Source organism: Tolypothrix sp. FACHB-123 (assembly GCF_014697075.1).
GTDB lineage: Bacteria > Cyanobacteriota > Cyanobacteriia > Cyanobacteriales > Nostocaceae > Aulosira.
In genome coordinates this window covers 1-22682 of the sequence record NZ_JACJRE010000070.1, presented here as the reverse complement: position 1 = coordinate 22682, position 22682 = coordinate 1, and the positions used below count along the sequence as shown (strand labels likewise).

The 22682-nt window shown below is 40.0% G+C and carries 16 protein-coding genes; 11 read left to right on the top strand and 5 right to left on the bottom strand.

Annotated features, from left to right (window positions below; translation table 11 throughout):
- Positions 1-14: 14 nt before the first annotated feature.
- Positions 15-1145, top strand: a complete 1131-nt coding sequence (locus tag H6G41_RS29235; protein WP_190751216.1) for a hybrid sensor histidine kinase/response regulator — start codon at positions 15-17, stop codon at positions 1143-1145.
- Positions 1146-1159: 14 nt separating this feature from the next.
- Here the strand turns inward: H6G41_RS29235 and H6G41_RS29230 are convergent, their stop codons facing one another.
- Positions 1160-1597, bottom strand: a complete 438-nt coding sequence (locus tag H6G41_RS29230; RefSeq protein ID WP_190751214.1) for a response regulator — start codon at positions 1595-1597, stop codon at positions 1160-1162.
- 837 nt (positions 1598-2434) lie between these two features.
- On the opposite strand from H6G41_RS29230, the gene H6G41_RS29225 reads away from it, so the two are divergent.
- The 3 genes from H6G41_RS29225 (at position 2435) to H6G41_RS29215 (ending at position 7298) form a co-directional block, all read left to right on the top strand.
- Positions 2435-3637 (top strand): AAA family ATPase, encoded by a 1203-nt coding sequence (locus H6G41_RS29225; RefSeq protein ID WP_190751212.1) that lies wholly within the window; start codon positions 2435-2437, stop codon positions 3635-3637.
- Between the two features lie 195 nt (positions 3638-3832).
- Positions 3833-5080, top strand: coding sequence for an ATP-binding protein (locus H6G41_RS29220; RefSeq protein ID WP_190751210.1), 1248 nt, complete (start codon positions 3833-3835; stop codon positions 5078-5080).
- Between the two features lie 448 nt (positions 5081-5528).
- On the top strand, positions 5529-7298 hold the full coding sequence (locus H6G41_RS29215; protein ID WP_190751208.1) for a DUF6798 domain-containing protein: 1770 nt from the start codon (positions 5529-5531) through the stop codon (positions 7296-7298).
- A 322-nt stretch (positions 7299-7620) separates the two neighbouring features.
- On the opposite strand, the gene H6G41_RS29210 is transcribed toward H6G41_RS29215, so the two are convergent.
- Positions 7621-8796: an AGE family epimerase/isomerase gene (locus H6G41_RS29210; protein WP_190751206.1), complete on the bottom strand. Its 1176-nt coding sequence runs from the start codon at positions 8794-8796 to the stop codon at positions 7621-7623.
- Between the two features lie 136 nt (positions 8797-8932).
- Between H6G41_RS29210 and H6G41_RS29205 the strand changes: the two genes are divergently transcribed.
- Positions 8933-9556 carry a hypothetical protein gene (locus H6G41_RS29205; RefSeq protein ID WP_190751204.1) on the top strand — a complete coding sequence of 208 codons (624 nt, stop codon included), beginning with the start codon at positions 8933-8935 and terminating at the stop codon, positions 9554-9556.
- 40 nt (positions 9557-9596) lie between these two features.
- Here the strand turns inward: H6G41_RS29205 and H6G41_RS29200 are convergent, their stop codons facing one another.
- Positions 9597-10622 carry a 2-hydroxyacid dehydrogenase gene (locus H6G41_RS29200; protein WP_190751202.1) on the bottom strand — a complete coding sequence of 342 codons (1026 nt, stop codon included), beginning with the start codon at positions 10620-10622 and terminating at the stop codon, positions 9597-9599.
- Positions 10623-10873: 251 nt separating this feature from the next.
- Between H6G41_RS29200 and H6G41_RS29195 the strand changes: the two genes are divergently transcribed.
- From H6G41_RS29195 to H6G41_RS29180, 5 genes are all read left to right on the top strand, one after another.
- Entirely contained in the window at positions 10874-11398 is a 525-nt protein-coding gene (locus H6G41_RS29195) for an adenylate kinase (protein ID WP_190751200.1), read from the top strand.
- A 427-nt stretch (positions 11399-11825) separates the two neighbouring features.
- The gene (locus H6G41_RS29190; protein ID WP_190751198.1) at positions 11826-13646 is read left to right on the top strand and encodes a tetratricopeptide repeat protein; all 1821 of its coding nucleotides are present in this window, start codon (positions 11826-11828) and stop codon (positions 13644-13646) included.
- A 14-nt stretch (positions 13647-13660) separates the two neighbouring features.
- Positions 13661-13792, top strand: coding sequence for a hypothetical protein (locus H6G41_RS35900; RefSeq protein ID WP_277878211.1), 132 nt, complete (start codon positions 13661-13663; stop codon positions 13790-13792).
- A 47-nt stretch (positions 13793-13839) separates the two neighbouring features.
- Complete coding sequence (locus H6G41_RS29185; protein WP_190751195.1) at positions 13840-14703, top strand: Tab2/Atab2 family RNA-binding protein; 864 nt, start codon at positions 13840-13842, stop codon at positions 14701-14703.
- 276 nt (positions 14704-14979) lie between these two features.
- Complete coding sequence (locus H6G41_RS29180; RefSeq protein ID WP_190751193.1) at positions 14980-16293, top strand: TldD/PmbA family protein; 1314 nt, start codon at positions 14980-14982, stop codon at positions 16291-16293.
- A 222-nt stretch (positions 16294-16515) separates the two neighbouring features.
- On the opposite strand, the gene H6G41_RS29175 is transcribed toward H6G41_RS29180, so the two are convergent.
- Together H6G41_RS29175 and H6G41_RS29170 are read right to left on the bottom strand one after the other, a co-directional pair.
- Positions 16516-20988 carry a non-ribosomal peptide synthetase gene (locus tag H6G41_RS29175; RefSeq protein WP_190751191.1) on the bottom strand — a complete coding sequence of 1491 codons (4473 nt, stop codon included), beginning with the start codon at positions 20986-20988 and terminating at the stop codon, positions 16516-16518.
- 638 nt (positions 20989-21626) lie between these two features.
- Positions 21627-22076, bottom strand: coding sequence for a hypothetical protein (locus H6G41_RS29170; protein ID WP_190751189.1), 450 nt, complete (start codon positions 22074-22076; stop codon positions 21627-21629).
- A gap of 139 nt (positions 22077-22215) precedes the next feature.
- Between H6G41_RS29170 and H6G41_RS29165 the strand changes: the two genes are divergently transcribed.
- Positions 22216-22542 carry a hypothetical protein gene (locus H6G41_RS29165; RefSeq protein ID WP_190751187.1) on the top strand — a complete coding sequence of 109 codons (327 nt, stop codon included), beginning with the start codon at positions 22216-22218 and terminating at the stop codon, positions 22540-22542.
- The last annotated feature ends 140 nt before the right edge of the window (positions 22543-22682 follow it).

Here is a 22682-nt window from a genome sequence, read left to right as displayed (position 1 = left end):
TTAAGTTATCAATTATGTCTGTTAATGAAAATTCGAGAATTTATCGCATTCTTGCTGTTGACGATACTATAGATAATCTGATTTTGGTGCAAACAATTTTAGAAAGTGAGGGCTATGAGATTGACTTAGTATCCGACGGCATCACAGCTATAGAAAAAGTGGAACAATCGCCACCAGACTTAATTTTATTAGATGTGATGATGCCAGGGATTGATGGTTATGAAGTCACCCGTCGGATTCGGGAACTTTTAGGGACAAAAAACTATATTCCCATTCTATTAATCACAGCTTTTCATGAATCTAGCGTTGTTGAAGGTTTAGATGTAGGTGCTGATGACTTTATTCGCAAACCATTTGATACAGATGAACTACTAGCACGAGTGCGATCGCTGTTGCGTTTAAAGCAGAGTTTGGACGAACAAAAAAAGATGGCGCGTCAACGGGAAGACTTTGTTTCTCGCCTCACTCACGATTTACGCACACCCCTAGTAGCCGCCGATCGAATGCTGAATTTATTTATAGAAGACACCTTCTGTAAAATTTCGCCGGAAATGAAACAAGCTATCGGTGTAATGATTCGCAGTAATCAAAATTTAATGCAAATGGTGAATACCCTGTTAGAAGTTTCTCGATTTGAAGCGGGTAAAAAAACTTTAAGTTGGGAAAGCTGCAATCTTAAAGAAACAGCGCAAGAAGTGATTAGCGAACTCACTCCTTTAGCTATGGAGAAAAATATCATCCTCAAACTAGACACCGATGAATTAGACCCCCAGGCAGAAACAGCAGGTGTAGTTATGGGTGATAACCTAGAATTGCGCAGAGTCTTAAGTAATTTAGTAGGCAATGCCATTAAATTTACAGATACAGGAAGTGTAGAAATTACACTTTCGGAACAACCAAATGAACCCAAACATTCAGGTTATCTTACCATTGAGGTAAAAGATACAGGGTATGGCATTGCGCCAGAAGACCAAGCAAGTATTTTTGAGCGATTTCGTCAAGGTAGAAACAAACGTTCAGGTAGCGGTTTAGGACTGCATTTATCCCAGCGAATTGTTGAAGCGCATGGCGGTAATATTGGAATCAGTTCTGTACTAGGTCAAGGAAGCGTATTTACAGTCACTTTACCCAAAAACTTAGAATAGTCAACAGTGAATAATTAAGCCAAATAAATTTCCAGTTGCGGACAAAGTAGACGATTAATCACTACTTCTAATTCATCAATCATGTAGGGTTTGCTTAAATAAGCGTCAAAACCCGCTTTGAAAATTCTGTCTCGATCATCTTTGCTAGCTAATGCTGTGACTGCTACAACAGGAATGTGGCAAGTTAAAGGTTCTTGTTTCAAATAACGCACCATCTCAATACCGTTGATACTAGGCAACAAAATATCCAACATAATCAAATTTGGTTGATATTCTTTTGCCACTACTAAAGTATTAATACTGTCTGATTGACAAATGAATCTACAGCCAAGGGACTCAAGAGCATAACCCATCAACAACAAATTATCATCATTATCTTCAACTGCTAAAATTAAAGGCTGTTGATAGGGGCGCTGCTTTTTATCGCTTGTTAATGAATGTTTTAAATACATTTCTTCTCCACAGGATATACACGAGATTCATTGTTGTTCATAAATTGCAAAACAATATGCGTTGATAATTTACCCACGTAAAATCCTTTCTCAACCGAGAAAATTTCCTAATACAGTAATAGTTAGAATATACAAAACTTAAGTTTTAGACAATAACACTTACCTCTTAATTATATGTAAAACTAAAGAATGTTTTCAGGTTTATATCATAAAATCTTTAAATATACAAAAAAGTATATATATTGTAATTATCTATTACTAGTGTTTTTATATACCTTATTGGTAATTCCCCACAGACTAGTTTAAAATTAGCTAACTTGTAACTATCTCTAACCCTTGACAACAAAACAGAAACAACTATTTTTAATTTATGGTTGAGGCTGTTAATTATTAATCGCAAATTCCCAAGCTACAATCCTACAGTACGTATAGTTAATCTCAAATAGCTAGTGCTAAAATCCCCAAATGTTTGACACCTGTATTCTCTTATAATACAATATAATACATGAAACGATCGCTCATAACAATTTAGATGCTTGCATTATCTGTCTTGCAGCCAAATCAAGAGCAACACCAAAGCATAACCACAACCTGTATGTCGGGTAATAATTTCCATCTCACCAGGAACTTACCTGTAGTCTAACGCAGCTGACTCCTCCTTTGCGATTGGTCATTTGTCTTGCCCAAGAAAAAAACAAAAAACAAATGACAGTATTAAGCAGTGCTAATTAGACAGACATTAGTCGAGAAATAGCAATTAGAATATAATAGAAAACATTTTCGCAAATTTTTACGTCAACTTAAAGATAGCTTAACTACCGCTACACTGAAAAAAATATGGTTTTTGATGATTTTAGAGGTAACGAAGGTAATTCTGCAAATAACAACCGTCAAAACCTCCTGAGTAGCGGTTGGCGTCCATTACAACGCGACTTTGATTGGGGGTTTTTCTGGCAAGTTCTCTTTCATGATACCCAGGAGTTAACTCAGAAAACTATTAATTTAGCCAGTTATTATGCAGATGCTTTAGGCAGAAGAGATTATAGTTGGTGGGCAAATATCTTAAATGTCGCTTCTGACTATACGCGAGGCGAATTCCAAAAGTTTTGGAGTTATATTACACCAGATCCGTTAACTCCAGATAACCGCTATAAAGAAGTTTTAAGTACAGAAACCCCGATAATGCAATTTGTGAGCCGCAATAGCATTCCTATTGATTATGTGCTGAATCGATTGCAAGAAATTACGGTATTGCGAGTTTTGAACTTATTAGAACGTCCTGATATTATTACCCAATATTATTCAGAGCGAGATTTTTACTTTCCTGTAGATAAATTTGTTAATTGGGAAAGAATAGATGTGATCAATACTGTTTATGCTTATTGGGCTAAACATGATATCTGGTTGCAAATTGACCCCTACGATCGCGGACGCAAACAATATACTTTAATGTCCAAAAATATGGCACCGCTGATTAACAAAGCGACTTACAATTTAGCAGTCATGTTAAGCGGTTATCAAAGTCGTGTAGGTAAGGTTAACAGCCAATTCCCAATTCGTACATTTCCCGCAGATATTCAAAGTTTTACAGATACAGTACAGCAATCAATTCTTAATCAACATCAATTAGCAGTTGTCGTACATGGCGAACCGGGTACAGGTAAAACTGCATGGACACAGGCCGTAGCCCAAGAAATTTTAGTACCTTTAGGCTATGTAATTTTTATTTTAGATCATGATGCCATTACGAATTTTGTCCCACCGAGTTATTTAGAACAAATTTGTATCATTATTAATGAAGCTGATAATCTAGCCCAAAATCGTGCTTATGAAGTAGCCCAATATAATAATAAAACCGAACATATTTTGAGTTTATTAGATGGCACTTTATACCAAAGTATAATTGATGAATCTGGGCTGCAAATAAAGCAGCGTTTAGTAGTATTGATGACTTGTAATACTACAGAAAGATTAGATCCAGCGATGTTACGCAAAGGAAGAGTCGATTTAATTTATGAATTTACCCAGAAATTTGTATAATAAGGCAAAAGGTAAGCCCAATAAATAAAGTATGGTGGGCAATGCCCACCGAATAAGTTATTTAAATAATTAAATAATCAAAAATAAGAATCCGAAATTTCCTTGATACATGGGCAATATTTATCTGCAATTGGGAAATTAATGCGGAATATTTTGTAGTAGCTTGTAAATTTAATTAAAAAGTAATAAATCAGCATGAATATCCAACAACTAATTACAGAATCATTGAGTTTGCCGAATAATGCGATCGCATATCATATTAGTCAAGAATTAGCCGCTATTTATCCCCGGAAATTTCTCTTAGAAGGTAACGATGGTACATTCAATTTAGAAAAATATGCCGAAGCTAATCTCTGCAAAATTCAACATCATGCTTCCATTCATAACCAGATTTTTACTGCTTGGGATGGCATGGAAAATCAGCTATATAAATATACAGAAAATGCTGAATTTACAGTCAAATGGCAAGGACAGCAACTGGATATTTTATTAATGAGTTGGCAAGAAGGCTATTGTAAAACTAGATATTACTGGATTCTGGCTCATAGTCAAGAATTAGCAGAAAAATTTTTTACGGCTGTTTGTGATTGGAATTCGGAAATTCGCGATGAAGTTTTGGTTTTTGAAGATGGCTATTGGCATAAAAACCCTGAACTATTTCAATCGATTAAAACAGCGACTTTTGATAATTTAATTCTACATGGGAATCTCAAACAAGATATTCAAGATGATTTAATTAACTTCTTTGCTTCCCAGGCAACCTATGCGGCTTATGATATACCTTGGAAACGGGGAATTTTATTGATCGGTTCACCAGGAAACGGGAAAACTCATACAGTCAAAGCTTTAATTAATCTCATGCAAAAGCCTTGTCTGTATGTCAAGAGTTTTAAGTCTGAGTATAATACTGATAGTGAAAATATTCGCAAAGTATTTAAACAAGCTAGACAGTCTGCACCCTGTATATTAGTCCTAGAAGATTTAGATTCTCTGTTAACTGACGAAAATCGTTCTTTCTTTCTCAATGAACTAGATGGTTTTGCGGCTAATGAAGGAATTGTCACCATTGCTAGTACCAACCATCCCGAAAGGCTAGATCCCGCAATACGCGATCGCCCCAGCCGTTTCGATCGGAAGTATCACTTTGATTTACCAGATAATTCGGTAAGAGAAGCTTACATTACAATGTGGAACGATCGCTTAAAACCAGAGATGCGTCTGTCACCAAAGGCGGTAACTCAGATAGCAATAATGACAGATAGCTTTTCTTTCGCCTATCTCAAAGAACTGTTTCTTTCAGCGATGATTTATTGGATGGGGAACATATCAACTAATGGTATAGAAGAAATTATGGTAACGCAAATTACAGTTTTACGAGAACAAATGGAGAGTACAAACACTAGCAGCGAACCTAAAAAAGAGTTGGAAGCTGCTAATAAATAAGTTAATAATAATACATAAAAAAGCTGATATAAAGGTGTTCTCAGGAAAAAGTATTGCTCAAAATTTGTTTTAAAAAATCCTCGGAGCAAAGAGTTTGAATAAGTTAATCAATTTTTTTCTTACTTATGCTAACTATCATTGCTAAATAGATTATCAAGCTTCATACGTCATTGATTAATCGAATGCAGGGCACTATTTTAATAGCAATTTGAAAAAAGAATGCGACAGATGGTAGGGGCAAGGCAGTGCCATGCCCTCTAGAATATCTTGATGTGCCGCAAACATTATTTAAATTTGTATAAACACCTTTTATGCTGCAAATTTTCTATTTTCTTCTACTTGGAGTGTGGAAGATCTATATACGCACTTAACTTTAAGAAAAACGCATTTTAACTCATCTGCTAGAGTGGTATATTTTTTTGTATTAGCATCTGGCAGTAAATCATTCATGCTAACCAAATCTAGTAGAGCAAGCCTAGCTTTTATCGGGCTGGAAATTACAGCAGTACTAATCTTAATTAGTATCGGGCTATTATTGAAAGCTAATATGAGCGTGAATGAAGTAGATGTTTTGCCTCTAGCAAGACAGTATGCCGATCCCACATGGATACCTGGAGATTGGTATCTTAATCAACCAGCCGGCTACAGAGAGCTATTCCAAGCTGTGTTTGGCAAATTAATAGTAAGTTGGGGTTTTTTAGCAACTTCTATTTTAGGACGATTAATTTGCTACGGCTTGGTCGCATCAGGATTAGTACTCATAGCCCGCAAATTGGAACTAAATTTGCTGATGCTGCTAGTAGCTGTTAGCTTGTTTCTTTATCCCAATTACTATCGGCAAATTGCTAGCTTAAATATATTACCAGAAGATAGTGTCAAGTGGATTGTTTGCAGTTGTATGGTTATTGTTATTAGACTAACATTGTTCAGGCGCAGCCTAAATTTGAGGCTATCATTACTTTTACTATTAATAGCTATTGGTCTATTTTTCGCTGGAACAAAAGCTTGGTCAGGGCAAGGAAGTATTGCTGGTGAATGGTTAGTAGGAGGACTCGAAGCCAAGGCAGTTGCATATGGTTTAATTTTATTAGCGATTGCACTAATGTTAAGGAAACGCTATCGTGCAATGGCATTGATTTTAGGGATAGCAACCTCTTTCCATATTTTGGTTGGTGTTTACGCCTTTTTGACTTTTTTAGGATGGCTGATTTTAAAACCTTTAACTCGGTTGCCAAATAAACAAGAATTTGGACTTATTATTCTGCTTTACTTAGTAGGCAGTAGTTTTGCCTTCAAGTCGATAGTGGAGCACTTTCTTACAGTTAATTATGTAGGCTCTTTACAGCCTTCTTATATATATGTTTTTGTGCGATTATCTCACCATTTAAATCCTCTGTCCTGGACGTTGTGGAAGTGGATAAATTTAATCACGCATCTTGTCATACTTGCAATTAGTGTTTCCATTATCTGGTTCAAGCAACCTACTGAGAGGCTATCTCAACAGCATATTGCTCAGATGGAACTATGTGAGTTTACACTCATCAGTTTGATCCCATTTCTACTAGGAATTGCCATTGCTCCTTTCGACACTCAAGGGCGCTTTCTCCAATATTACCCTTTCCGATTTGGTGATATAGTCTTGCCTCTAAATACCTGCTTGCTATTTGCTTGTGCTACACAGCAAACTTTGAATCATACAAGATGGCACAGTAGATTGTTACTACTAATATCTTGTTTTTTACTGACTTATATAACAGTAAACCAGATGCCGATCTTCCGTCATCAATTTCAAAGCTTAAGTCAGTTTCCCAGCCAAGAGCAGGGCGTAGATCAGCAGTGGAAAGATTTATGCAATTGGGTACGAAATAACACTCCAAAAAATGCTAACCTTGTGTCTTCACCTGTAGAATTTGACAATATTACTTGGATAACAGAGCGCCCAATAATTGCTAAATGGAAGCTCATGGCTCAGAATAAAGCCGGGATATTAGAATGGTACAACCGTATACGTGAATTGGGTGGTGATTCTTTAATTAATAAATTAAAAGTCTCTAGAGAGCAACTTACTAAAGGGTACAATCGTTTGACAACGGCTCAAGCTAAAGCAATTATGCTCAAATACCAAGCAGACTACCTAGTCACTCGCATTCAGCATCAATTAGATATACCTGTTGCTTACCGCAACCAATCTTACGTTCTTTACAGAAAAGAAAGATAAAGCGGAAATTCTCCACAAGCAAAAAGAGTTAATTATAATCCAGAGCAACTTTTTACAGAAAAATCTTTTTGCAGCTTCCTACCTTGAAGAAAACTCAACTAAAATTTTTTTATTTCACTTATGTAATCCGTCAACGAAGTTTCAAATTCACCCAAAAGTTCCAGATAGTTGCAAGGCGATCGCACTCAAAGAGAAATGGGCGTATAAAAATTTAAATGCAGAGTACTCGTATTTTCTCCTCTGTGCCCTCTGTGCCTCTGCGGTTCAAAAAATAATGATTTCAACCGCAGAGAACGCAGAGGACGCAGAGTAGAGGAGAGTGTCACTGCGTACCTAAAGCTTCAAATTGCTGCCAGCAAAGATACAACGCACGCGGTACGTGGAAACAGCCTTTCCATTTCCCGCCTTTGAGGTTTAATAGCACTTCCCCACGCCGATTGAGATAGCCAAACCATTCACCATGCTGGGGATCTGCAAAATGTGACCAAGCATAGTCATGCACTTTTTGATACCATTCCCAACAAATATCACGCCCCGTTAAGCGATAACCCATTGCTAAAGCAACTAAAGTCTCTAGATGAACCCACCACAACTTTTGATCCCATTCTAGTTGTTGTGGGGGATGTCCCTTAGCATCCATAAAGTAATACAATCCGCCATATTCACTATCCCAAGCAAAATTGAGAATATTAATTACCACATCTACAGCGACTTTGATTGTTTGTGTATCGTTGCGGCGACGGGCAATATCCATAATGAACCACATCGCTTCAATTCCGTGACCTGGGTTAATAACTCTGCCTTCAAAACAATCTATGTGGGAAGCATCAGGAGCAACATTTTCATACATTAAACCTTGTTCCTTGTCAAAAAAATCGTTCATCACTTCTTGAACAGTCATCTCCAAGACTTGCTCTAAGGTTTCGTTGGGTAGTAACCAAGCCATTTCTAGAGTCAGGTTGGCTAAAATCATCGGTACAGCCAGGGATTTCATTGGGCGTGTACCGGGGTAGGTTTTGGTATATTTACCTTTTGGGTTATCCTTGCGGCGTAAAACATTGTTATAAGCTTGCATGGCTACATCCCTAGCCCAATCTTCACCACAAGCGAGGGCGTATTGACTAAAAGCCATTGCGGCAAAGCAATCCGAAAAGATATTGTAAGGCTGGACTAAGGGTTGTCCTTCACGGGTGAGGGAGAAGTACCAGTTACCATCAGGATCTCTGCCATGTTGAGAAAGAAAATTTGCGCCATTGGTGGCAATTTGCAGCCAATTTTCCCGTTTTTCTAGCTGGTTGTACAGCATAGAGAAAGTCCACACCTGACGGTTTTGCAACCAGATAAATTTATCTGTGTCATATACATTACCCGCGCGGTCGAGACAAGTAAAATAGCCGCCTTGTTCCCAATCAATTGAGTGTTGTTCCCAAAAGGGGAGTACATCATTGAGCAGTGCGTTTTTGTAGAGTTGAGCGAGTTCGTGGAATTCCTGTCTCATATAATGTACCTTTCTAACCCCTATTTTGTGTCAAACAGCGTCAATTATCACCTGAGCGTCAGTCAATTGCGAGCTTTTTGCTGCGGCATCAGTGCAGAATGGAAGATAAAGAGCTATCTAAATCCAGAGTGTGTACATGAGCGCTGATGTAACATCTAAGGCTACACCTGATTTTGCGATCGCATTATCTCAAGCTGCGGCTGCTTATCGTGGTGAAGGTGGTAAACTTCCAAATCCGGCTTTGCTGGTGGATGCATTGCTAGCAGCAGAAAAAGCAGCCAAGCAGCAACGCTTAGCTTATAACTTTGAGTCACTTATGGGTCAATGGCGGCTTTGCTTTGCTACAGGAACTCGTAAGGTAAGACAGCGTGGGGGAATTGTCTTAGGTAAGGGTGTCTATATGCCCAAATTTGCAGCCGCGCAGATTTCCTTTGGTGCAACTTCCGAACAGGATTTAGGTAAAGGTGAAATTGGCAATCAGGTACAAGTAGGCCCGGTATTATTGAAACTGACGGGGCCTGCCAAATATTTAGATAAGAAAAATCTCTTGGCATTTGACTTTACGCAAATGCAAATTAACCTGTTTAATCTAACTGTTTACAATGGCAAGATTCGCTCTGGTAAAGTGCAGTCAGAAGATTTTTACACTCAACCCATCGCTAAATTACCATTCTTTGCTTTCTTTTTAATTACAAAAGATTTTATTGCCGCTCGCGGTCGTGGTGGCGGATTAGCTCTGTGGATTCGGGAGAATAGTTAAGCAAGAACAGGAAGCAAAATCTTCCTGTTCTTCTTTAAGTTCACTTCGCCAGTACTTTATTTCCGGCTTGGGGTTGGGCGCGGATTTCATTGTGGCAGGGGCGACCCTGTTCAATGTCGGTAATATTAGAGATAGTTGTATCTGAAATATTACGCAAAGCTTCTTCGGTAAAGAAGGCTTGGTGTCCGGTGATCAGTACGTTGGGAAATGTTGTTAGGTACTGGAAAACATCATCTTGGATGATTTCATCAGATAAATCTTCAAAGAATAATTCTGATTCTTGTTCGTATACATCGACACCAAGATAGCCGATTTGACCAGATTTTAACCCTTCAATTACTGCTTGGGTATTAATCAGCGCACCTCGGCTAGTGTTAATAATCATGATGCCGGGTTTCATCTGGGCGATCGCTTTTTCGTTGATTAAGTGATGAGTTTCCTCTGTTAGGGGACAATGTAGAGAAATGATATCAGAGTTGGCAAATAATTCCGGTAATTCTACATATTTGCCACCGATAGCTGCTAATTCTGGGTTGTGAAACACATCATAGGCCAGGAGGTGACAGCCAAACCCTTTCATGATTTGTCCCAAAATTAACCCGATTTTACCTGTACCAATAATTCCTACGGTACGTCCGTTAAGGTTGAATCCTAGTAATTTATCTAGGGAAAAATTACCGTCCCGGACTCGGTTATAAGCGCGGTGAATTTTGCGATTGAGGCTTAAAATTAATCCTACCGCGTGTTCTGCAACCCCATAGGGTGAGTAAGCAGGTACACGCACAACGGTAATTCCTAAATCCGCTGCGGTTTTTAAGTCTACATTGTTAAACCCTGCACAGCGGAGGGCGATGAGGCGAGTTCCATGTGAAGCGAGAATCTCTAAAGTTGAAGCATCCACCTGGTCATGTACAAATGCACAAACCGCAGGAAATCCGGCGGCTAAGATGGCTGTATCTCGACTTAGTCGGGGTTCAAAGAAGACTAAATCGTGCTGTTGGGGAGAATTTGCAGCTTCTAAAAACTGCCGATCGTAGGCTTTGGTACTGAAGACTGCTACTTTCATGCAAAACTTGAGGTTTGATGCTGCATAGTTGTCGAGTACATCATAGCTTGACTATAAGCAGCGCGATCGCTCCTGTGATGTTGTCAGTTCTAGACTGTCATTGCGATGTCAGCAACTGTGGAAGTAAAGCAAAACTTTAGAATTCGTGATTTGTAATCATCGCAATTATGATGTTTTTTTTCAGAAAGTCTGGGCGCTTTCATTGAATCTATTTTAAGAGGTGACTTGATTGCACTCAAAGGAGAGTGGTAATGAAAAAAGTAGCAGTATTCGGTAATGCTGGAGGCGGTAAATCAACTCTTAGCCAGAGATTATCAGAAATTACTGGGTTGCCACTTTATATTTTAGATAAAATTCTCTATCAATCAGGGGACGCTAAAATTCCTGAGTCAGATTATCAGCGTATCCATCAGGAAATTTTAGTTAGTAATTGCTGGATTATTGATGGCTTTGGTTCAATAGAAACTCTCTGGCCAAGATTAAATGAGGCGGATAGTCTGGTTTTTGTTGATTTACCGCTGTATGTACATTTTTGGTGGGTAACTAAACGATTCATCGGAGGTTATTTTAAACCCCCAGCCGGTTGGCCGGAAAATAGTCCCATCTTGCGTAGTTCGCTTAATAGCTACCGCGTGCTTTGGTTATGTCACAAATATTTGACACCAAAATATCGTCAGTATATCGCAGAAGCTGAAAGCAGCAAAAATGTTTATCATCTTCGCTCGCCTCAAGAAATTGGGCAATTTTTGCAATTAATGGAAAATAAGATTAAGTAGTAATTTACATTTTGGCGATCGCCTTTTCTGGCGATAGTGAGGCAATTTTCGCGTTTTGATGCCACATACAGCCCCTACCTGCGTAGATAATTTACGCGGGTAGGGGCATTGCCCTACAATCGTATTGTCAGGCGATACAATGTTTCCCGATACAATCAATCGCATTTTCCCTCAATGCACTTCAATTGCAGGGCGATGCATTAATAAGTTATTACGTTTATTAAATTGCACGGTCAACCGTCAACCGTCAACCATCAACCATTTCCTGCTTGACAACTGACAACCTTGGTTGAATAATTTCTGTCGTCTATAATGAGCCTTTATTCATAGCTTGCATTTCAGACAAAATAAGACACGCTTGATGCATCTAGCGTGAGATTTAAGATTGTTCAGGGTGATTGTGCAATTTAGTATCTATATAAATTTTATGAATGCTGATGATTTTCTGACTCAGGGATTAAACAAAAACTTTCAAGGAGATTATCAAGGAGCGATCGCTGATTACACTCAAGCTATAGCACTCAATCCCCAGTTTGCGGCAGCTTATTACAATCGGGGTATGCTTGTTAGCAGCGAACTCCAAGATTATCACAGAGCGATCGCAGATTTTAATCGGGCGGTAGAAATTAATCCGGATTTTGCGGAAGCTTATTGCCATCGGGGTAACGTGCGTTTTCTTTTAGAAGATTATGAAAGCGCGATCGCTGACCATCAACAAGCATTAAAAATCAACCCCAATTTAGCCGAATCTTACCACAGCTTAGGTAAGGCTTATTTTGCCTTAGCAGACTACGAAACAGCTTTAGAAAGTTTTCACAAAGCTATCGAAATTAATCCTGTCTTATCTACTTATATAAATGTTGATATTGCCAATGCTTACCATAATCGCGGTGTGGCTCGTTGCGATCGCGGCGATAATGAAGGAGCGATCGCGGATTTTAACCAAGCTTTACAGTTAAATCCTAATTTCGCTGCGGCTTACACTAATCGCGGTAATGTTTACCATCTTCTCGGCGAGTATCTCCAAGCAGTCAGCGATCACAATCAAGCATTACAGTTAGATGGCAACTTAGCGGAAGCTTACCACAATCGCGGTAATGCCCGTTATGCCCTCACAGATTCTCAAAGAGCAATTAAAGATTACAATCGCGCCTTAGAAATTAATCCAAATTTCGCCGGGGCATATTACAATCGCGGTTTGGTGTATGCTCACCTCGAAGATTATCCGCAAGCAATGGCTGACTTGAACCGAGCCATAGAACTCAATCCCGATGATGTGCAAGCATATTATGAACGGGGTTTGGTGCGCAGTGCTTTAGGAGATTATCAAGGAGCCATCAGCGACTATAACCACGCTTTGCAAGAAAATCCCACTTTAGATTTAGTATACGGCTTAAGAGCAAACGTGCGCCGCCGCTTAGGAGATTATCAAGAAGCAATTAAAGATAGTACTAAACTTTTGCAACTTAATCCTTTGATGGCTGAGGGATATTGCGATCGCGCAGCAGCAAGGCGGAGTTTAGGCGATTACCAAGGCGCAATCAAAGATTACGATTGGGCATTGATGTTTAATGCTAACTTAGCCACAGCATACTACGGTCGCGGCATCGTCCGGGAAGCTTTGCAAGATTATCAAGGCGCAATCAACGATAATACCCAAGCCATTGAAATTGCACCAGACTTTTCCCAAGCTTATTGTAACCGGGGTAACGTCCGTCGCCAGATTGGTGACGAACAAGGAGCGATCGCTGATTACGACGAAGCTATCAAACTCAATCCCGAATTAGTGGAAGCTTATTATAATCGCGGTTCTCTGCGCTACGCCATAGAAGATTATGAAGGTGCAATTGCAGATTACAGCCAAGCTTTAAAGCTCAATCCTCATTCCGCTGCATTTTATAGCGATCGCGGTAATGCCCGCTACGCCCTAGAAGATTATGAAGGCGCAATTACAGATTATAATCAAGCAATAGCGATTGAGCCTAGTTTTGCCGAAGATTGGTTTAATCGCGGGCGTAGCCATTCATGGCTAGGAGACTTAGAAAGCGCCCTCAAAGACTTAAACCAAGCCTTACAATTGCAACCCCATTGGACAGAAGCCTACTTAGTCCGCGCTGACGTTTACCGCAATTTGGGAGATTACGAAAAAGCGATCGCTGACTTCCAAGAATCCGCAGATTTATATCACAAAGAAGGTAACTTGCAATACTACCGCGAAATTCTTAACTTAATTGCAGAACTTGATTAGGTTAGGGACTTCCAATGAAAAAAATAACCAATCGCTATGCAGGCAGGGGGCAAACAATTCAAAATTCAAAATTAAGAATTCTATTTGCCCAATGCCCCATGCCCAATACCCAATACCCAATGCCCAATGCCCAAAAACTCGTATGATCAGAATATTAGGAACATAAATAACAGCCAGATTTTCACTGTAAAACATGGGCAGTATTTGGGAACTCGATTTTTACTCCCGTCCGATATTGGACGAAAATCAAAAAAAAGTTTGGGAAGTCTTAGTTTGCGAAAGTCCCTTGGATGTCCGCGCCAAAACAGATTCAATGTTTCGCTATGCTAAATATTGCCCCAGTACTCAGGTAAATTCCGGTTGGTTGCGGACTGCATTGCAGGAGGCGATTGACCAAGCACCAGAAGCGCCGATCAAAATTCGCTTCTTCCGCCGCCAAATGAACAATATGATTACCAAAGCCTGTCAAGATGTGGGGATTCCGGCTCAGGCTAGCCGCCACACTTTGCTGTTGAACCAATGGTTACAACAAAGAATGGAGGAGGTGTATCCTCACCAAGCAGGGTATCAAGCGGTAAATAATCCTTCGGTACGCTTGGAAAGTCCTTTACCGCAAAGGTTACCAGATGCCTTAGAAGGGAATAAATGGGTATTTGTTTCCTTGCAAGCTTCAGATTTAATGGATATGCCAGAGTGGGAAATTGGTTTTGGTGAAGCTTTCCCCCTAGAGTTGGCGCAAGTATCACCCGAAACCCGGATTCCTGGGGTGTTGATTTTTTCACCCAGAGCCTTACCCATTGCAGGCTGGATGTCTGGTTTAGATTTAGCTTATTTAAGATTTGACACGAGTGACGGCTCAAGATTAGTGTTAGAAACTGGAGTCACAGAAAGCTGGATTTTGGCAAATATCAAAAACCCGCAAACTTTAGCAGAAGCCAAAGGTTTTGACGCTGCCAAAAAAGAAGCTAATGGTGTGCATTTTATTGGTGTACAGTCCGATCCACAAGCAGAATCTTTCGCCGGATTTTGGCTGTTGCAGGAGGTTAATCTGCCTTGAAAATCCCTACCTACAAGGATTAGGGATTTTGTCAGCGGTCAGTGATGAGCCAGTGCGCTACAAATAACTGACAACTGGTACCCAAAGCGCTGTAAATTAGTGGCAGATTATGGGGGGAATTGGCATGAGGATCAACATTATGGGTAATGACTGTCTTGACTAAATTACTCAATGAATCATCCAAAATAACAAAGGCTGATATATGTCGATGATTTGGGATAATGATCTGCGTTCATCTGCGATTCAAAATCCACAATCCACAATTTACCAAGGGTCATGGGTTCTGAAAATTTCTCAAAAGATTCCTTAGCAGAACATCTGCTGGAGCTAGCTATGAAATCGGGCGCGGAAGCGGCGGAAGTTTATCAGTCGCGATCGCTTTCTCGACCCATATTTTTTGAGGCCAACCGCCTCAAGCAGCTAGAAACGAGCCAATCTGAAGGTACAGCACTGCGGTTGTGGCGCAATGGTCGCCCCGGCCTAACTGTCGCTTATGGGAATATAGAACCGCAAGCGATGGTAGAACGCTCTCTCGCCTTGAGCCAACTGAATCAGCCAGAACCAGTGGAATTGGTCGCTAACACTGGGTCATCCTATCCAGATTTAGGTCGCAGCGTGCCGATAGAGGTTTTGGTCAACTGGGGTAAAGAAGCGATCGCTTTAGTGCGAGATGCATATCCAGACGTTCTTTGCAACAGTGACTGGGAATGTGATGTAGAAAACACTAGACTTGTGAATACCGCAGGTCTAGATTGTTACTACACAGATACTACCCTGAGTTGCTATATGTCAGCCGAATGGGTGCGGGGCGACGATTTTTTAAGCGTTTCCGACGGTCAAACCCAACGCGACGAACTCGACCCGGAGAAATTAGCTTATCAAATTTTACAAAGGTTAATTTGGGCGAGAAACAACGTCTCCGCCCCTAACGGGCGAGTGCCTGTGTTGTTTACCTCCAAAGCTGCGGATATGCTTTGGGGTACAGTGCAAGCAGCTCTTAATGGCAAACGTGTTCTAGATCAAGCTTCGCCTTGGGCTGAGCGTTTAGGCAAACTCGTAGTTGCACCTAACCTCACACTCTACCAAGATCCCCAAGCCGGGCCTTACAGTTGTCCTTTTGATGATGAAGGTTGCCCGACTAATTCTTTAGTATTTATTCAAGATGGAGTATTGCAGAATTTTTATAGCGATCGCACTACCGGGCGTCAATTAGGTACTGGTAGCACAGGTAATGGTTTTCGCGCCAGCTTGGGTAGTTATCCCTCTCCTGGGTTATTTAATTTCCTGATTCAGCCCGGTTCTGCATCACTGCCAAATTTGATTCAGCAAATGGATGATGGCTTAATTGTCGATCAAATGTTAGGTGGTGGTAGCGGCCTTGCCGGTGACTTTTCGATCAATATTGACTTAGGCTACCGAGTACAAAATGGTCAAGTAATCGGTCGTATTAAAGATACGATGGTTGCCGGCAATATCTACTCAGCTCTAAAACAATTAGTCTCCCTAGGTGGTGATGCTGATTGGAATGGTTCTTGTTATACACCATCTCTCATAGTAGAAGGGCTGTCAATTACTAGTAGAAATAAATAGGGCATTGGGCATGGGGCATGGGGCATTGGGCATTGGGCATTGGGCATGGGGCATTGGGCATGGGGCATTGGGCATGGGGCATTGGGCATTGGGCATTGGGCATGGGGCATTGGGCATTGATAATTATTTATTTTTCCGCGTCACCATGTCTTTCCCAGTCTGATTTTTCCCCCTGCACCCTGCCCCCTGCCCCCCTGCCTCCTACACCCTGCCTCCTACACCCTAAATCCTAGGAATCTCTCCTACTGTTTGGTGAAGCGCGATCGCCATAGTTGCTAAAATACTCTGAAAATTATCTATCATCGTCGCAATGGTATGACGCTCAAATAAATCGCTGTTGTACTCCCAAGTGGTTTTGAGTCCGGTTGCAGTTTCTACAATTGATAAAGTTAAATCAGTCTGGGCTGTTGTTGACTCTCGATTTATGGGAGTTACAGTTAGTTCTGCTAACTGCCAAATTTGAGGTGCAGTTTCCACATTAAACATGATTTGCAATGGATTCTGGCTGAGAGAATTTTCTGGTAGTAAACTATTTAGCAGTTGTTCAAAGGGTAGTTCTTGGTGAGCGTAAGCGGCTGAGACGACTTGCTTTACTTGTTTGAGCAGTTCGCTCAAACTGAGATTTTCTTGAATATGTATCCGCAGCACTAAAATATTGGCAAATAAGCCAATGAGATTTTGTGTATTTTGGTGGCGGTTGGCGACGGGAGAACCAATAAGAATATCTTGGCGATCGCTGTAGCGATATAGTAAAGTCACAAATGCAGTCAGCAAAGTCATAAACATTGTGACATCTGCTTGTTGATTCAGGGTTTTTAATTGGTTCCACAACTGAGTATCAATATCGCACTGCAAACTACTACCTTTGAATCTCGGCAAAGATTTGCGCGGTTTGTCTGTGGGTAGTGGCTGTAATTTGCGCACTCCGGCTAATTGCCGACTCCAGTACTTGATTTGCCGTTGTAATACTTGTGTGCTTAATAATTGCCATTGCCACAGGGTATAGTCTACGTACTGAATGGGTAAATCTGGTAAAAGTGATGTATAACCTGCACATTCAGCTGTATACAAACTCGACAATTCTTGCTGGAGTATTTCTAGGGAAGCGCGATCGCACACAATATAATGGAGCGTTAGTAATAGTACATAATCTTCTGACGACAATTGCAACAACTTAGCGCGGATCAGAGAATCTCCTGCTAAATCGAAGGGTATATGAGCTTCAATTTTTGCTAGTTGGTGTATTTCGTTTTCTGGATCTGAAGCATTCTGCAAATTGACGAGATGTAGGTTCACCGTCGGAGCCGGATTTACTACCTGTACTGTTAATCCTTTAACTACCTGAAAGTTAGTCCGTAAGCTAGCTTGATGTTGGATAATGGCGCGGATGCTGCGCTCTAGGGCATTAATATTTAAATTACCTGTAATGCGCATTGCCAAAGGCATGTTGTAGATGGCATTTTTTCCTACCAATTGGTCAAAAAGCCAAAGTCTAGCTTGGGCAAAAGATAAAGGAAATTCGGTTTGATTGGGCGAAACTGGAGTAATCTTTGGTACTGTTTGCCCTAAATCAGTTTGGCGATAACTGATAATTAACTTTTCTAGTTCGGCTACTGTGGGAGCTTCAAATAAACACCGCCAAGGTAATTTCAACTGATAAGCTTGGCGCAACCGAAAAATAACTTGCATCGCCAACAGAGAAGTACCACCCACAGCAAAGAAGTTGTCATGAATTCCAATCTCTTCTTTACCTAAAATGCTGGCAATAATATCAGCAATCACAGCTTCAGTAGGCGTTCGCGGCGGCGTAAATTTATATTCTTTATGTTCTTTATGCTCTGGTTCTAAATTGAGATGGGGTTCGGTAATTTGAATTTGGTAACCGCGAATTTTTACTTGCTGATCAATTCTTAAAAGTAACTCAATATTGCCATTGGCTAAATAACGTGCCAAATCACCAGTTTTATAGAGAATTGCACCAGGTTGAGAGTTAAATGGATGGGGGATAAAAGCTGTTGCGGTTAACTCTGGATTTTGGAAGTAACCCTTTGCTAGTCCATCGCCACTAATATAAATTTCTCCTGGGATACCCACTGGTACTGGTTGTAATTGAGCATCAAGTAAATATATTTGTGTATTGCCAATGGGACGACCAATAGGTACAGTTGTCTGGATATCAGCTGTATCTGTGATCAGATAACAACAAGTAACAGTTGTATTTTCACTCACAGAATAAACATTAATTAGTTTTAATTCTGGTGCAGCTTGCAGCAGTTTTTTAACATGCGCCACAGATAATATATTTGTAATAAAAATTTGCTTTAACTGTTTTAATTGTGTCAGCTGCTCATCTACCAGCAAGTTAAATAATCCGGCTCTCAGCCACAAGGTTGTTACCTGATGTTGGTGTATAGCTTGGGTTAAATCTGACAAGCTAGGCTGATGACTAGGGAGAATTACTAAACGCGCTCCATTCAGTAAGCTACCCCAAATTTCTAGGGTTGCTTCATCAAAAGTCAGGGGAGCTAGTTGGAGAAAAATTTCTTCTTTTTTGAACTTGGTGTAGTTATTACCTGTGAGCAAATGGACTACACCGCGATGGATGATATTGATACCTTTTGGTTTATCGTTAACGCTAGCTTGATAGATAACAGCAGCCAGATTTGTTGATGTAACTGCTACAGATGGATTTTCCTGGCGGGATTGCTCAATAATATCTGTTTCTGTAACTATGCAAATGAGATTTGCTAGATGTGGGGGTAAGGTTGGGATTAAATGGGTTTGTGTCAGTAAAACTGATAATTGAGTTGCTTCTAAGATTAATTTTAAGTTTTCGGGGTTATCGCTAGGATCTAGAGGGACATAAGCACCCCCCGCTTTAAGAATCCCCAAAAGTCCGATAATTTTCCACAGTGACGGTTCTACATAAATACCCACCAGTATTTCTGTCCCGACACCGAGAGATTGCAAGTAATGGGCTAGTTGATTGGCTTTTTGATTTAATTGTTGATAGGTGAGTTGTTGACCGGCAAATACTACAGCCACCGCATCTGGTGTTAGTTCTACCTGCTGTATAAATAACTCATGAATGCATTTATCTTGAGGATATTCTGTCGGATTGTTGTGCCAATCTACTAATAATTCATGTCTTTCACAAGCTGTTAACAGCGGTAAATTACTCAGGCTTTGCTCTGGGTTTGTAAAAATTCCTTCTAGTAAATTCAAGTAATGACTATGCATTTTAGTTATCGTCACCCGATCAAATAAATCGGTACTATATTCCCAAGCTAGATGCAAGTCGTTACCTGCTTCGATAATTTTTAAATCAATATCAAATATTCCTCCCCGTTGCACTCCCAATTCTGACAATACTTCGATTCGCATTGCCTGTTGTTCGGGATGTTTGACAGAGTGAAAGCTGCAATGTTTATGCCAGGTAAAGCAGGTAGAAATTAAAGGTTTACGAGTGCGATCGCATTCTATTTTTAGTTCTTCAATTAACAAAGAAAAAGGAGCATCTTGATGCCTGATTGCTCCAATTACTAAACTCCGTACCTGAGTAAGTAATTCTTTAAAAGTTGGATTTCCAGTTAAATAACAGCGTAAAATATTAATGTTAGTAAAATAACCAACGATTTTCTGAAAGTCTTTCCTTACCATCCTCCCTACCATCGGCGTTCCTAACAGAATTTCTTCTTGACCGGTGTAGCGGTAAAGTAACGCAAAGAATGCCGCCAGCATAATTGTATAAATGGAGGCTCTTTGAGTTTTTGCTAATTGCTTGAGTTTTTTAATTAATTCTGGGTCTAATTTAAATATGACGCTATCGCCCCGGTATTTTTGTTTGCCGGGATAGGGACGAGTGCTAGGCAAATTTAAAATCGTTAATTCACCTGCTAGCTGTTCGCTCCAGTATGACCAAAGTTTTTTTTGCTTAGTGGCTAATAGATCATTTTGCCAGCGAACGTAATCTGTGTATTGGTATTTAGGGAAAGGTAAACTCGGAGAATCTAATAATGCCGGATTAATTTCCCCATCATATAAAATTTGCAGTTCTTCGAGTAGTAAATCTAAAGACCACATATCCCCAGCTATGTGGTGCATTAAAATTAATTGAATGTTACCTTGAGTTGTATTGTTAAATAACTTGACTCGCAATACTGGCCCAGATTCAAGGTCAAAAGGAATATCTGTGGCTAAATAAATTTGTGCTTTTAAATATTCTTCATTCCATCCAGAAGCATCTATTACTTCTAAATTTACTTCTTGATGAGAGTGGATTCGTTGTACTGGTTGACCATTACGAATTGTGTAAGTAGTCCGCAGAATTGTATGGCGATTGAGAATTTTTTGCCATACTTTTCGCCAAATTTCTAAATCTAACTCAGAATTAATTCGCGCTGTGAGAAAAATATTATTAGCAACGCTTTCTGGTGCCATTTGATAAATAAACCACAAGGCTTGCTGTCCGTAAGATAAGGGAGAAAAGCCTGTGGTTTCTTTTAACAGATGCTCAGAATAATCATCAGATTGCTGAAGAATTGATACTATTTCTGCTTCTTGCTCTCGCAGTTGAGCTAACAGCTTAGGAGAGAGAGTCTCTTTCAGCGCTTCATAGCGTAGGCTGTTGCCCTCTATCCAGAGCTTGACGTTAAGATAGTGCAGCTCTAACAACAACTCATCAACTGTTTTCATGAATACAATCTTCCTTTGCGGAATCCACAGAATCGATAACAACCCTATTTAAAATTTGAAATTAGTATGTGTATTAATATTTGTAGTTTCGTAGTGGACTAACACAACTAAAATGTTGCAATATAATTTTTTTGTGGGGTAGACATCTTGTTCGCCCAGGACGAGCGAGACGCCCATTCCACAAGAGTTTTACTAAAGCACTAATTTAGCTGAAACAGTCCAGTAGGGTGTGTTGTGGCGTAGCCTAACGCACCTTAAATTTCTCCCACCTTAACAGTGAGGAAATTTTTTGGTTGAATGTTTAACGTTGACCGTTAACTATCAACGAGTTGAGAAAATCTTTTATAACTGTCTTGTTACTACTTGTATTTCTACGTATAGTATAAGGCAGCGCAAAACATTTAAATTTAACCAAAAAATGGCGTTTGCAACAATATAAAGACCTATTCCGAGAAAATCGTCAGTATAAGTACCAGTTTTTTGCTATAGATGTGTTTTTAATCAGTTATTTTACTTAAAAATAGAGTAATTATTTAATTTTAGGTATTTGGCAGAGGATTGGGAAGGAAGGGACAAGGAGAAAAAGCAGAAAAAGTTAGGTAAATAACTATTGCCATCTTGACAACTGACAAGTAACATTATTTTGCTGCTTGTCGTTCCAGACTGGCTTCAATGGTACTGTTTAAAAAATGACCTGCGAGAATAGCGCTACTTAAGTAGTAGGAATCATCAGATAACTGATGTAGGGTTTCAAATCCGCTGCGACGTTGGCGATCGCCTAATGCCCAATAACGCTGCACAATAGTTGATACTCCAATCAAACCTTCGCCTTCTACCTGTCCTAACATATTATGTTGCAGCAAAAAGGTGTATTGGCGCTCTCCATTATCTAAGCGCCCCTTATACTGCAAAGAAATATCTGCGCGATCGCTACCTGGAAATATCAGCTTTGTCGCCATTGTAAACCAATTATCTCGATTCCAAGCCACCAAAATCATACCCTTGACATTAATCGGCATACTATTGCGTTCCAGCCAACTTCCTTGTAACGTCCAACGTCCGGGTTGCATTAAAAAAGTATGAGCCACCTTGTTATGTTCCTTGTCTTGCTCGAATACTGCCAAGACACTAAATATATATTTGATAGGCGCAAATGTCAGGCAGTCAATAAATTCAAGTATAGCCTTCCGCAATTTGCAGTGCTAATCCTAACTCAGCATTTGGGCGATGCCTACAGTAGGTTGCGCTGATACAATTGCCATTTTCGATACTACAATTGCCATTTCCGATACTACAATTGCCATTTTCGACACTACGATTGCCATTTTCGACAATACAATTGCTATTTTTGATAATACAATTGCTGTTTTTGATAATACAATTGCTGTTTTTGATAATACAATTGCTGTTTTTGATAATACAATTGCTATTTTCGATAATACAATTGCTATTTTCGATAATACAATTGCTGTTTTTGATAATACAATTGCTGTTTTTGATAATACAATTGCTATTCCTCGCTCATTGCGAGGAAACCCATTGGTGTCAACTTAACGCGAAACCAGCTTTGTAGCAAGGTTTTTCCCCTCACCCCCAACCCCTCTCCCACCGGGAGAGGGGAGCAAGAGATTTAATTCCCCTTCTCCTGGGGGAGAAGGGGTGAGGGGATGAGGGCGAGGGTTTTTGTACAACAC